Here is a 13,771-nt window from a genome sequence, read left to right as displayed (position 1 = left end):
GCCACGGTGCCATTGTGCCGTGGCGTTTTTTATTGCGTGCCATCACTGGCCGCCACCTGCGTGCCGTTGCCGCTATCAAGGACAGAAAATGCCTTTTAAGGTGGCGACGATTTTCTCCACGTCATGATTCTCGATGCGGTAGTACAGCGTTTGAGATTCACGACGATAGCTAATCAACCCTTCCTCACGCATTTTCGCCAGATGTTGCGAGAGAGCGGACTGGCTAAGCGGGATATGCTCAAGCAGCGCACCCACTGACATTTCACCGTGTTCGATAAGCAGGCAAAGCACCAGCAGCCGGTTTTCGTTGCCAATCGCGCGCAGTAGCGCTGCGGCTTTTACCGCGCCGTCCCGCATGAATTCCCGATCTGAATTGCTCAACGTCATCTTCACTCCACCCTGCGTTACTGGCTAATTTAGTGATGCCTAATGTATTGAGTCTACCATATCATTGCCGCATTCCTCCCCCGACTTGACTGATAACATCAGAGAAAAAATGCACGCTAGGGTTTTTGTTTGATGACGTTATTGGCACCGCTAGAGGAGAGTCGGGGTTCTGTTCCGCCCCATGTGAGGTGGTTACTAATGCCATTGAAAGAGACAACCGCAGGTCCGTTAAAATCCAAATCGAGATGATGTTCCGTACCCGTCACCGTCACCTTTACTGGCTTATCTTCAGTAATGATATGAGTGTGAATGGCGTTCTTATATGCGGCGACGGTCAGGTCACCGGTTGACTGGCCTGTAACGGCTATCTCGGAGCCAGTCACGGTAAGGGATGTGGCGGTATCAAATGTGACATTGTGCTCGGAACCATTGATGTAGATATTGGCACATTTCCCTGTCAGCACGATGCGGTTGCCATTGCCCGAAATAGTGACATCATTGCCATTACAAGGAATATCGCGCGTTAAAGCGAGACCCGCCAATTCGATAGGGGCGGCATAGACCGATGCGCTTAACGCCAAAAGTGTGGCAGAAACCACGCGTAGATACCGTTTCACCCTCATGGCGTCCTTCCTATTATCAATGAAGCAATCCAGCATCGTTGCCGTGGGAGCTCCTATCATCTGTTAACACTTATTCAGACTCTATTGCGAACATTCTGATTATCGCGGCGTTTTTAGACGATGCTTAATCACGTTATGTTGTTAAAAGCCCAGATATTTTATGGTTAAATCAGCATAGTTAGTGTGCGCCGTCAGGGACATGCTATTCTGCTGATGTCGGTATTTTTCAGCGATAGTGATATTTGGCACATAGCGCAGTTGAATAAAAATTAATGTTGCTATTATGTGAACGAATTAACAATCAATTCAAATCCTGATATGCTGACGAGGCTGGACCGGACACTCTACTACCTTACATCCACACGCTGACACCCAGGCATGGACACCACAATTGGGAACAAGAGCGCCGGCATAATGAAGACAATGAGAGCGAGGAGAACGTCGTGCTAGAAGAATATCGTAAGCACGTAGCCGAGCGGGCTGCGCAGGGGATTGTTCCTAAACCGTTAGATGCCACGCAGATGGCCGCGCTGGTTGAGTCACTCAAGAATCCCCCGGCAGGCGAAGAAGAAGCATTGCTTGATCTGCTGATTAACCGTGTCCCCCCCGGTGTTGATGAAGCCGCCTATGTGAAGGCCGGTTTTTTGGCTGCCGTCGCGAAAGGCGAAGCCACTTCCCCCTTGGTTAGCCAGGAAAAAGCGATCGAGCTGCTGGGTACCATGCAGGGTGGTTATAACATCCATCCGCTGATTGATGCGTTGGATAGCGACAAGCTGGCTCCGATTGCCGCTGAAGCGTTGTCCCACACGCTGCTGATGTTTGATAACTTCTATGATGTGGAAGAAAAAGCGAAAGCAGGCAATGCGCACGCCAAGAAAGTCATTCAATCCTGGGCTGATGCCGAGTGGTTCCTGTCCCGCCCGAAACTGGCGGAAAAAATTACCGTTACCGTCTTTAAAGTCACTGGTGAAACTAATACTGATGACCTGTCTCCGGCACCTGATGCCTGGTCGCGCCCTGATATTCCGCTGCACGCGTTGGCGATGCTGAAAAACGCCCGTGAAGGTATTGATCCCGATCAGCCTGGTGCAGTAGGCCCGATCAAACAGATCGAAGAACTGAACAAGAAAGGCTTCCCGCTGGCGTACGTCGGTGACGTTGTCGGTACAGGATCGTCGCGTAAATCGGCGACCAACTCCGTGCTGTGGTTCATGGGTGAAGACATTCCTCATGTTCCAAACAAGCGCGGTGGTGGTGTGGTGCTGGGCGGCAAGATCGCGCCAATCTTCTTCAACACCATGGAAGATGCAGGTGCGTTGCCGATCGAAGTCGACGTTAACGATCTGAATATGGGTGATGTGATTGACATCTATCCGTATGAAGGTGAAGTACGCCGTCATGATACCAATGAAGTACTGGCAACGTTTGCGTTGAAAACCGATGTACTGCTGGATGAAGTGCGCGCGGGGGGTCGTATCCCGCTGATCATCGGACGTGGGCTGACGTCTAAAGCGCGTGAGTCACTGGGCTTGCCGCACAGCGATGTTTTCCGTATTTCCAAAGCGGTTGAAGCCAGCAAAAAAGGCTTCTCACTGGCGCAGAAAATGGTGGGTCGTGCCTGTGGTGTCGCGGGCATTCGTCCTGACGAATACTGCGAGCCGAAAATGACCTCTGTGGGTTCACAGGATACCACTGGGCCGATGACTCGTGATGAGCTGAAAGATTTGGCTTGTCTCGGTTTCTCCGCCGATCTGGTGATGCAGTCGTTCTGTCACACTGCCGCCTATCCGAAGCCGGTTGACGTGACCACGCACCACACGCTGCCTGATTTCATCATGAACCGTGGCGGCGTATCGCTGCGTCCGGGCGATGGTGTTATCCACTCCTGGCTGAACCGTATGTTGCTGCCGGATACCGTCGGTACGGGTGGTGACTCCCATACTCGTTTCCCAATCGGTATTTCTTTCCCTGCGGGCTCCGGTCTGGTGGCGTTTGCTGCCGCGACGGGCGTGATGCCGCTGGATATGCCTGAATCCGTTCTGGTGCGTTTCAAAGGCAAAATGCAGCCGGGCATTACTCTGCGCGATCTGGTTCACGCGATTCCGCTGTACGCGATCAAGCAGGGTCTGCTGACCGTTGAGAAGAAAGGTAAGAAGAACATTTTCTCTGGTCGTATTCTGGAAATCGAAGGTCTGCCGGATCTGAAAGTCGAGCAGGCGTTCGAATTGACCGATGCCTCCGCGGAACGTTCTGCGGCTGGTTGTACGATCAAGCTGGATAAAGCGCCGATCATCGAGTATCTGAACTCCAACATCGTGCTGCTGAAGTGGATGATCTCTGAAGGTTACGGCGATCGCCGTACGCTGGAGCGCCGTATTCAGGGCATGGAAAAATGGCTGGCCGATCCGCAACTGCTGGAAGCGGATGCCGATGCTGAGTATGCGGCGGTGATCGACATCGATCTGGCTGACATCAAAGAGCCGATCCTGTGTGCGCCGAACGATCCAGACGATGCGCGCTGGCTGTCTGACGTGCAGGGCGAGAAGATCGATGAAGTCTTTATCGGTTCCTGTATGACCAACATCGGACACTTCCGTGCGGCAGGTAAACTGCTGGATAGTCACAAAGGCCAGTTGCCGACCCGCCTGTGGGTTGCGCCGCCGACCAAAATGGATGCCGCGCAGCTGACAGAAGAAGGTTACTACAGCGTGTTTGGTAAGAGCGGGGCGCGTATTGAGATCCCAGGTTGTTCGCTGTGTATGGGTAACCAGGCGCGTGTGGCTGACGGTTCTACCGTGGTTTCTACCTCGACCCGTAACTTCCCGAACCGTTTGGGAACCGGTGCCAACGTGTATCTGGCCTCTGCTGAACTGGCTGCGGTTGCTTCCCTGCTGGGTCGCTTGCCGACGTCAGAAGAGTATCAGACCTACATGTCGCAGGTGGATAAAACCGCGCAGGACACCTATCGCTATCTGAATTTTGACCAGTTAGGTCAATATACCGAGAAAGCAGATGGCGTGATCTTCCAGACGACTGTCTAACTCGCTATAGTTCGCATCTCTACACCGAAGGAGGCCTTGTGCCTCCTTTTTTTGTGGTGCTGCACCTTGATAGGCGTTGTCTGCTAACCCCAAAACATTCAGTAGTACGTTGTGTTGCACAAGATAGTGATTGACTACACTTAGTCTGGTTTCAGAAGAATATTTACGTTTTTCTATAAAAAACTGCACGTTACTAGGCTGGGTGTCCAACTTGGCAAGATGCAGTCCAAATATCTCGGAGCCTAAATATTACGCTAGGGTAGGTAATGCCATCATATGGTACTTATTACCATTAAATTCGAAAAATCCAATATCTTCAAATTTATTACGTACATGGAAGGCATAAGAACGAGGGTTGAGTACGTTTACAAATGTAACAATAACAGAATACCGATCTGCAAAAATTTGTCGTTGATAAGCTAAGAGCAACTCACCAATACCACAACTACGATATTCTTCAGTAATGCAAATTGGACCATACTGATATGAGATTTCAGCATCTAGCTTTTTCCCCTGAAAAGTAAAGTCATTCAGTATACTAGCCATAAAATCGAACATAGGCCACGGTTTCAGGAATTGCCATGATGCTCCTAAGAGGAGTCCAACAACTTTTTTGTTAGTCTTATCTGTCGCAATAACAACACCTTGCTCAGTTTCGCACAGTTTGCTCAGTTGTTGCTCTGTCATATCTGTCGTTACGAAACCATTTTCCCGTTGCTTACCTTCAAGGTTTTTGGCGTGATAGCGTTCAAGTAGTTCTTTTACTTCCGGAATATCGGATTCTTTTGCAAGATGAATATTTATATTTTCAATTTTAATAGTCATAGTTAAATACCTATAAAATATTTTGCTGAAAGTGTCAGCATCATTGCTCCAACAGTGACAAAAAGAACCTTACGTACTATTTCTCCATTTGTCTTGATAGCATGCATACTACCGAGGTGGTTACCAAGAAGGCTGGCTAGAATCATCGGAATACCAATTAGATAAGCCATTTTCCCTGCAATAGCAAAAGCAACAAACGCCCCAATATTTGATGAGAAATTGAAAATTTTACTTGTTGCTGAAGCTTGTAGTAATCCGAATTTATTTACCACAGTTAGGGAAATGATAAAAAGGCTACCTGTACCTGGCCCAAAAAAACCATCATAGAAACCAACAATAAAACAGATGGAAAAAATTGCCAAAAAATTGGTTTTAGCTTTTCTTTCTGTTGATTCTTTTATTCTCCCTTTAATTGTTGCTGCTATTAATCCAACTGGTAATAAAGCAACAATTATTAGAGAAAGAGTTTCTGCAGGAAGTAATAGAATTACCTTCGCACCAACATACGCTCCTGCCAATCCTGAGAGTAGCCCTGCAGGAACGACTGACCAGATAACAGATTTGTTCTTTACGAAATTTTTAATAGCGGCGATTGTTCCAATTGTACTCACAAGTTTTTCTTGACCTAATGCAAGCTGGGGTGGCAAGCCTGTGAGAATAAAAGCAGGTATCAGAATTAATCCAGCCCCGCCTGCTATTGCATCGATATATCCAGCAATAAATGAGGCGACAACTAACAGGAATACTCCAAGAATAAGATATTTTGCAATCACGCTTCCCTCAATAAACATTGAGGTGTTAGCTAAATCAAACATATATATACCATTATAGAGTGCGTAAATGATGAAGGCAATTAGTGGGATTAAGTAGTTGTGTTTCTGGTGGACGCGTTTTCATGCCAAATATTCTAAGAAGCCATCGATCTGTACCGTCAAAACGTGGCTCAAAAGCATTTCGTGTATGCATAGTTCTTTGGTTTAAGAAGGTAACAGCATCACCAGGTTCTAGTGGGACATCAAACCAGAGATCGCGCTCAAGTGTAATAAATCGTAGCTTTTCCAAAGCAGCTTCAGCTTCCAGTGTCATACCTATAGTATTATGCCAATCGAAGCGTGAATACCAGACTCCTTTTTCATTTACAGTGATAGGAACGCCTTCGACCGAAGAAGATTTTGAAAAACTTTCTGGTCTCCTGACTTTAAAAAGCGGTTTGGCTAAAATATCTCTGATATCAGGGGGAAGTATAGAAAGAATTTGGTCGAGTTTGAGTAAACTTGTATTGACGCCATGTTCTTTACGTAAACACAGCAAGGTTAAAGTATCTGGGCAATTACCTAGTCTTTTAGATGACTTTTCTCCAGTTATGGAAAGATCTGGATTGTCTACATGTGGGTAAAAGTCATATTTTGCTCCCTGTGAGCTAATCTTATTTCCTGATGATATCATTGGGCAAACGTGACGAATTAAATGTCCATCATTTTCACCCTGATAAACCACAGGCCATAAACCAGCTTCAAAATGCGCAGAGAGATAGGCGGCATATAAATCTATATTTTTTGACTCTATATAATCTACATCAGATGGAGTCATGGGAGTTTCAGTAATATTTCCTACATTGAAATATGGTAATTTCCATATAACATAACACTTTTCATTCAGCTGTTTCCTAAATTCATCAGGAGGTATAGGTAGTACATTGCGAATTTTGTCAGCTCTTGAGAGTATAGGTCCATTTCTCATATTATTATCCGTATTAACTCTTCCATTAAACTATCGCTATGCTTCCTTAGTGTACATAAAAATAACATGTACAGAATATCCCATGTTCGGATCGATATATAAATAATATTCGCATTCGTACAGAGATATACGCGATAATTTATACCTTATAGATTTAAGGCTTATCAAGTAGTCCTGAGAAATCCAGTATAAATCACTTAAATTAAATTGTTAATGAGATTTTAATTTTTCTTACACAAAATACACAAAGTAAATTTTATGTAAGCATGAATGGTTTGTTTTTTATCCCATTGTCAATGAATTGTATATATTGTTATGGAATAAATAACTATTATGAATATCAGATAGGTTTGATCGCTATTTTGAAACTACCTGTGGTTTTCAATTTTTCTCTCAACACGCCTACCAGAAATAGCGGATTTTCTGATGCCCCGAATTCACGATCTCTTTCAGATGTTGCGAAACCTGAGCTTTGAGGTTAACTAAGTAGACACAACGAATGCTGTAGAAGTCACTTAACCCTGTGTTCCGAGCCACTATAAAAAACGCAAGGTGTTCCCGACGGGGAAGCCGATGCGAAAAGGCTGTTTATCTGGTGACACCAATAGCCTAGAAAAAATGGAGCAAGAAGCAAGAACTGTCGGCTTGTATAAGTCGTTTTAGTATCGAGTTAGGTGGTCGCCTGAGCGATCATCTTTAATACGATCACAGTTATGCAGAATTATGGACAGCCTCACTCCCGTAGAGTTTATTACTTTTCATATACCCGTCACGTCATACGTCAAGTTGTGTGCGTCGGCAGCGCTGTTCAAAAACGCCTTGGCTTTTTTGTCCTGAAACTCGAATTATTTGCGGCAAACGTTTCATGACGTTATCGACAAGTAGTCCGACGGCTTCATCACGAATCATCACGCCTTTAGGTTTTGATGTCGTACCTGGCGTATGAATAATGGATACAATCCCTGGCGCGATGTGTTCACCCATCAGGTTAACTCGCGTCAGCGATTCCGGCTGGTCTGCGATGATGCCGTCAGCAAGGCATTCAATAACGCCAAACAGCGGTACGATGCACCACGACTGGCTGATGAACTACCGGAATATAATGTGAAAACCATTGCTGCCAGCCTGCGCCGTCAGGGGCTACGGGCAAAAGCCACCCGGAAGTACAGCCCGGTCAGCTACTGGGACCACGGCCTGCCAGTGTCTGAAAATCTGCTAAAGCAAGATGTTATCGCCAGCGGTCCGAATCAAAAATTGTCATTAAATATCAAGTGCTTACGTATAGGTGAAGGTTGCTGTATCTGGCGGTGGTGATTGACCTGTGGTGGCGTGCCGTTGTCGGTTGGTCGATGTCATCGAGAATGGCGGCGACGCTGGCATGTAATGCACTACACATGGCACTGTGGCGATGAAAACGTCCTCAAAACCTCATTGTTCACAGTGGCGGTCAGTATTGTTGTTCAGCAAACTATCAGGCCATGCTGAAAGGCCATAATCTACGAGGCAGTATGAGCGCAAAGGGATGGTGTTACGACAATGCCTGTGCTGAAAGCTTTTTCCACTCGCTGAAAGTGGAATGTATCCACGGTGAGCACTTTGCCAGCGGGGAAATAATGCGAACAGCGGTGTTTAATTATATCGAGTGCGATTACAATCGCTGGCGTCGCCACAGTGCCTGTGGCGGACTCAGCCCGGAACAGTTTGAAAACCAGAACCTCACTTAGGGCTGTGTCCACATTACGTGGGTAGGATCACTATGCTATATCCGCCATGCTACAAATTTGAGATGTGTTGGCTGCATTTATGTTGTGGGTCGTTATCTGAAATAAACGTTGATTGATATAGGCGACTAAACTGAACAGAAGAAACATCACAGTGAGGATGGCATCATGGACTATGAATTTTTGCGGGATGTGACGGGCCAGGTCATCGTTCGTATGTCGATGGGACATGAGGCGATCGGGCATTGGTTCAATGAAGAAGTGAAAGGCCAGCTAACGGTATTAACTGACGTTGAAGAAGCGGCGCGTTCTGTTGCTGGCAGCGAACGGCAGTGGCGGCGCGTGGGTCACGAATACACGCTGTTGCTGGATGAAGAAGAAGTGATGGTGCAGGCGAATCAGCTGTCTTTCACCACGGATGAGCTGGAAGAAGGCATGAGTTATTACGACGAAGAGAGCCTGTCGCTATGCGGCTTGGATGACTTTTTGACGCTGGTGGAAAAGTACCGCGAGTTTGTCCTGCATTGATGGTTTTAGCTACGAGATCGTTTGGTCACATGATCGTTTTTGTAAGACGATATTATTGATAAATCGAACGTTTATAACACCACCCGCCAGACGAGTGGTGTTTTTCCCCCTGCTTATAAAGCGACACGTTCTGTCGGGGTGACTGGCGGGCACGCTTTCCTGTCTTATTACCAATGATTAAGTTCCGCGATCTCATGTTCCCCTTTCCTGGCCTCCTGCACGTACCGCTTTCTCCGGTGAGAAAACTGAGATTGGAAAATAATTTGTTAACAGAACTGAAACAAGATGAAACGGTCAAATACACAAACTCGGTCATATTCGGTCATTGTGGTGCGCTGTCGCTATTTTTTCTTGATTCGGATGTCGGTAAAAAAAATGGCGTATAACGGCATTAAATGTGAATTTAATCACAATAGTTAATGGTTGTTTTTATCTGGTTTCATTTTTATTTGATTCATGTCACTTAATTAAAACTGCCAATTTTACCCCTTGTTACTCTCGCGCAGTGCACATTTTTCGATCCCTCTATCCATTACTTTATTAACACAGGAGGTCATCATGCTACCGATTGAACGTCAGCGGCGGATAATGGAAATATTAACCCTGAATAGCCGCGTGCTGGTGGCAGAATTAGTGAGTTTGTTACAGGTTTCTCAGGAAACGATTCGCCGTGATTTAGCCAGTTTAGAAAAGAAAGGTATGTTATTGCGGAGTCACGGCGGTGCAGTATTAGCGCAAAAGCACCAGGGAAATATAATAAATAATATAAATAAGAATAATGAGTATGAATTAACTTTTCACCAGCGCACGAATGAAAATATTTCGCAAAAAATGCAGATAGCTAAACGTGCGCTGGATTTTATTAGTGTGGGAGACTGCTTATTACTCGACAGTAGTACCACATGCTGGTTTCTCGCTCGACAATTACCCGATATAGAATTAACGGTAATCACTAATTCACTACGAACGGTACAGACGTTGGCACCGAAAGGGAATATTCGCACAATCTGTCTGGGTGGAGAATATTCCGATCGTGATGAAGATTTTAATGGTGTAGTGGCAGAACAGCCGTTAAAAGAGTTTTTGATTAATAAAATTTTCTTTTCCTGTAGCAGTTTGGGTAATGATGGTTATTTACGTGAAGGAAATGAAAATAAAGCACACCTGAAACAGCAGATGTTATTGGCTTCAGAAAGGAAATATTTGCTGATGGATGCGAGTAAATTTTTGCATCCTTCTTTTGCACGTATTTGCCATTACCGTGATGTGGATTTTCTTATTACCGACAAAATGGACGACAAAGATCTAACACAGGAATTGGCCTGGAACGGCGTCAATATTATTGATTGTTCGCAACGTCCCCAGTCCATGCAGTTAATTAATAACTAACAAGATCATCACCCTGGAGAGATTATGAAAAAAACATTCCTCGCCTGTACCCTCTTTGCCTTATTGAGTTCAGCCCACGCCGATGCCGCCGAGAAATTACGTATGGGCGTCGTCGTCAAAATTGGTGGTATTCCCTGGTTTAATGCAATGGAAGCGGGCATTAAAAGCGAAGCGGCCAAACTCGGTATTGATGCCTGGCAGGTTGGCCCTACTGCGGCTGACCCCGCTCTACAGGTTCGTGCCATTGAAGACTTAATCGCACAGAAAGTGGACATCATTGGCGTCGTGCCGAATGACCCGAAAGTGCTGGAACCGGTTCTTAAACGTGCACAAGAGGCGGGCATTAAGGTTCTGGTGCATGAATCTCCTGGTCAGAAATATGCAGACTGGGACTTTGAGCTGGTGGATGCGCCGACCCACGGTATTAACCATATGAAAGCCTTGGCTGCCTGCATGAAAGAGGAAGGCAAATACGCCATGTATGTAGGGAGCCTGACGGTGCCTTTACATCAGGAATGGACCGATGCCGCGCTGGAATATCAAAAAACACACTATCCAAAAATGCAGTTGGTAACCGATAAGTTTGGCGTCGGTGAATCGCTGGATGGGTCTATCCGTACCAGTAACGAGCTGATGTCTAAATACCCCGATCTTAAAGGCATCATGGCCTTTGGTTCACAAGGGCCAATTGGAGCAGGACGTGCGGTGATGAACCGTAATAAAACCGATCAGATCTGCGTGATTGGTGCGTTTAGCCCTGGACAAGGTGCCACGTTGGTAAACCGGGGTGCCATCAAAGGCGGCTATATCTGGAACCCGAAAACGGCGGGCGAGGTGTTTGTTCGGTTGGCCGACATGATGCAGAAGAATCAGCCGATTACAGACGGTATGACGATTGAGGGATTGGGTAAGGTCAATGTGGATGCACAGGCGCGTACCATTCTTGGCAACAATACCGAAAGCCTTGATAAAGCCAATCTGCCAAAACTGATCGAAATGGGGCTGTAGACCAATGACGCTGACCGAACCACAGACGTTGATTGCGCTCGGCTCTGTCTCCAAGACGTTTGGCGGCAACCGCGCATTGCACGAGGTCGATCTGTCATTGGCTGTCGGGGAGGTTCACTGCCTTGCTGGTACTAATGGCTGCGGCAAAAGTACGTTGATAAAGGTGATTTCCGGCGTGTACGCGCCGGATGCCGGTAGCCAGATTTCGCTCTTTAACGGTGAGACGGCGGCGGAAGTGCAATTTCCCCGCCTGACGCCCAAGCAGGCACGCGAATTTGGGATTCAGGTGATCTATCAGGATCTGTCGCTGTTTCCCAATCTCAGCGTGGCGGAAAACATCGCGTTTGAACACAACCTGAAGGGGTTGCTTGGCTGGTATCGCGCAGGAACGCTGAGAGAAACGGCGCAGCGAGTCATTGGTGAACTGAATTTTGATCTGGATCTGGATGAAAAGGTGTCGGCGCTATCCATCGCCCAGCGCCAGCAGGTTGCCATCTGTCGCGCGCTAGTCGCGGATGCCCGACTGGTGATCATGGATGAACCGACGGCATCGTTGACGCGGACTGAAGTGAACCAACTGCTACGTACCGTGCGTTACCTGAAAGAGAAACGTATCTGTGTGGTGTTTGTCAGCCACCGTCTGGATGAGGTGCTGGAGATCTCCGATCGCGTCACTGTAATCCGTGACGGGCGGAAGATTGGAACCTGGCCTGCCAGCGAGATGGATGGTCATCGTCTGACTGAACTGATGACGGGGTTAACGCTGGATTATCAGCGTAAAACGCCAACGCTAAATCCAGATCGTACGCTACTGGAGGTGGCTGGTCTGACCCGTGCAGGTCAGTACCACGATATCAATTTCACTCTGCGCGAGGGGGAAGTGCTGGGGCTGTGTGGGCTGTTGGGCTCCGGGCGAACAGAACTGGCGCTTTCTTTATTCGGTATGACGCGTCCCGACAGCGGAAAAATCTGGCTGGATAGTAAGCCGGTGACCTTCCGTAACCACGAAGACGCGATTAAGGCGGGTATTGGCTACGTTTCTGAGGATCGTCTAACGCTGGGGCTAGTGCAGCAGCAGTCGGTTGCAGACAACATGGTGTTGACCATCCTCGATCAGCTTCGCAACCGATTCCACCTGATTGATGAGTATCGTAAAAATAAACTGATCATGAGCTGGATCGAGCAGCTAGGGGTGCGGATGGCCGATCCGCAGCAGGCGATTTCTACCTTGTCTGGGGGTAATCAACAGAAAATCGTGCTGGCGAAATGGGTGCTGACTCAGCCGAAAATCCTCATTCTGGATTCGCCCACGGTGGGGGTAGATGTGGGGGCGAAAGCCAGTATTTACGCGTTGATCCACCAACTTGCGCAGGAAGGGCTTGCCATCATTCTGATCTCTGACGAGGTGCCGGAAGTGTATTACAACTGCGACCGGATTTTACACTTTCGCAATGGTGCTATTCATGCGGAGTATCAGCCAGAACAGCTGGAACAACAGCAACTTGCCGAGGTGATCAATGCCTGATTTCTCCTTTTTCAAACCTAAGAGTAGCCAAGGATGGCTGGCCTGGGTGCTGCTTGTCGCTATCGTATTTTTCTCACTGACCAGCGATCAATTTTTGTCGATGCAAAATCTGCTCGATCTGGCGGAAAGCTATGCGGTGACAGGGATCTTCGCGCTGGGGTTGTTCGTGGTGCTGGTGACCGGGGGGATCGATATTTCGTTTGCTGCGGTGGCGTCGGTCGTGCAGTACCTGATCGCCACGCTGTTCATTCAGTTTCAATTTGATAACGCCGCGCTCAGCATTGTGCTGGCGATTGCCTGCGGCATCGTGTTTGGCATGGTCAACGCGGTGCTGATCTATTCGCTGAGAATCGTCTCGATCATTATCACGATCAGTATGCAGTCGCTGCTGTTCGGCCTCCTGATGTGGTTGACCGACGGGCGTAGCCTTTACACGCTGCCCGAATGGTGGGTCACGCTACGGCAAGTCTTGCCGTTCACGCTGGGCGGCCTGCCTTTTCAGGTGGGGCTACCGCTGGTCACGCTGCTGGTGATTACCGGGCTGACCTGGGTTCTCCTGAATAAAACGCATCTGGGGCGTCAACTCTATGCGGTTGGTGGCGATCAGGAATCCGCTCGCCGCATTGGTATTCGGGTGGGGCTAATCCATCTCTTCGCCTATGGCTATTTAGGGGCAATGGCCGCGATAGGTGGATTAGTGCAGACCTATCGTATGGGCGAGGTGGTGCCCAATGCGCTCGTGGGCGGTGAACTCGACGTGCTGGCCGCTACCGTACTCGGCGGTGCCAGCCTGATGGGCGGTAAAGGGACGGTTCTGGGGACGCTGATGGGGGTCTTTCTCATTGCCATCTTGAAAAACGGTCTGAATCTGATCGGTGTGTCGAGTTACTTCATGAATATCGTTATCGGCGTGGTGATTATGCTGGCCATCGCCGTCACACATTACAAAAAACGCAAAGAAACCGACGTCAGCTTTGTGTGACC

The 13,771-nt window shown here is 47.7% G+C and carries 11 protein-coding genes and 1 pseudogene; 7 read left to right on the top strand and 5 right to left on the bottom strand.

The annotated features are described in order from the left end of the window. Positions 1-75: 75 nt before the first annotated feature. Both A6301_RS19180 and A6301_RS19175 read right to left on the bottom strand, forming a co-directional pair. Positions 76-387 (bottom strand): metalloregulator ArsR/SmtB family transcription factor, encoded by a 312-nt coding sequence (locus tag A6301_RS19180; RefSeq protein WP_234258509.1) that lies wholly within the window; start codon positions 385-387, stop codon positions 76-78. Positions 388-503: 116 nt separating this feature from the next. After that, positions 504-1,010 (bottom strand): DUF3060 domain-containing protein, encoded by a 507-nt coding sequence (locus tag A6301_RS19175; protein ID WP_107168111.1) that lies wholly within the window; start codon positions 1,008-1,010, stop codon positions 504-506. A gap of 443 nt (positions 1,011-1,453) precedes the next feature. On the opposite strand from A6301_RS19175, the gene acnB reads away from it, so the two are divergent. After that, positions 1,454-4,051 (top strand): bifunctional aconitate hydratase 2/2-methylisocitrate dehydratase, encoded by a 2,598-nt coding sequence (gene acnB / locus A6301_RS19170; protein WP_107168015.1) that lies wholly within the window; start codon positions 1,454-1,456, stop codon positions 4,049-4,051. A 249-nt stretch (positions 4,052-4,300) separates the two neighbouring features. Here the strand turns inward: acnB and A6301_RS19165 are convergent, their stop codons facing one another. From A6301_RS19165 to A6301_RS19155, 3 genes are read right to left on the bottom strand one after another with little or no spacing between them, the layout of a single operon-like run. Next, positions 4,301-4,876, bottom strand: a complete 576-nt coding sequence (locus A6301_RS19165; RefSeq protein WP_215483213.1) for a GNAT family N-acetyltransferase — start codon at positions 4,874-4,876, stop codon at positions 4,301-4,303. Positions 4,877-4,878: 2 nt separating this feature from the next. Beyond that, the gene (locus A6301_RS19160; RefSeq protein ID WP_215483212.1) at positions 4,879-5,691 is read right to left on the bottom strand and encodes a TSUP family transporter; all 813 of its coding nucleotides are present in this window, start codon (positions 5,689-5,691) and stop codon (positions 4,879-4,881) included. Between the two features lie 10 nt (positions 5,692-5,701). Beyond that, on the bottom strand, positions 5,702-6,616 hold the full coding sequence (locus A6301_RS19155; RefSeq protein ID WP_215483211.1) for a TauD/TfdA family dioxygenase: 915 nt from the start codon (positions 6,614-6,616) through the stop codon (positions 5,702-5,704). A gap of 981 nt (positions 6,617-7,597) precedes the next feature. Here A6301_RS19155 and A6301_RS19150 point away from each other — a divergent pair. The 6 genes and pseudogenes from A6301_RS19150 to A6301_RS19125 all read left to right on the top strand — a co-directional run. Then, positions 7,598-8,340 (top strand): annotated as a pseudogene (locus A6301_RS19150) (IS3 family transposase); the annotation flags it as partial. Between the two features lie 165 nt (positions 8,341-8,505). Then, positions 8,506-8,865 carry a protein YacL gene (yacL, locus tag A6301_RS19145; protein ID WP_025919395.1) on the top strand — a complete coding sequence of 120 codons (360 nt, stop codon included), beginning with the start codon at positions 8,506-8,508 and terminating at the stop codon, positions 8,863-8,865. A gap of 558 nt (positions 8,866-9,423) precedes the next feature. Next, positions 9,424-10,254 (top strand): DeoR/GlpR family DNA-binding transcription regulator, encoded by an 831-nt coding sequence (locus A6301_RS19140; protein ID WP_107168017.1) that lies wholly within the window; start codon positions 9,424-9,426, stop codon positions 10,252-10,254. Positions 10,255-10,278: 24 nt separating this feature from the next. Further along, positions 10,279-11,262 (top strand): substrate-binding domain-containing protein, encoded by a 984-nt coding sequence (locus tag A6301_RS19135; protein WP_215483210.1) that lies wholly within the window; start codon positions 10,279-10,281, stop codon positions 11,260-11,262. Between the two features lie 4 nt (positions 11,263-11,266). Continuing rightward, positions 11,267-12,787, top strand: a complete 1,521-nt coding sequence (locus tag A6301_RS19130; RefSeq protein WP_107168019.1) for a sugar ABC transporter ATP-binding protein — start codon at positions 11,267-11,269, stop codon at positions 12,785-12,787. After that, positions 12,780-13,769 (top strand): ABC transporter permease, encoded by a 990-nt coding sequence (locus tag A6301_RS19125; RefSeq protein ID WP_107168020.1) that lies wholly within the window; start codon positions 12,780-12,782, stop codon positions 13,767-13,769. The genes A6301_RS19130 and A6301_RS19125 overlap by 8 nt, the downstream gene beginning before the upstream one ends. Positions 13,770-13,771 lie beyond the last annotated feature (2 nt).

The organism is Pectobacterium sp. IFB5596 (assembly GCF_021432585.1).
Taxonomy (GTDB): Bacteria; Pseudomonadota; Gammaproteobacteria; order Enterobacterales; family Enterobacteriaceae; genus Pectobacterium; species Pectobacterium punjabense.
This window is presented reverse-complemented; position numbering and strand designations above follow the sequence as displayed.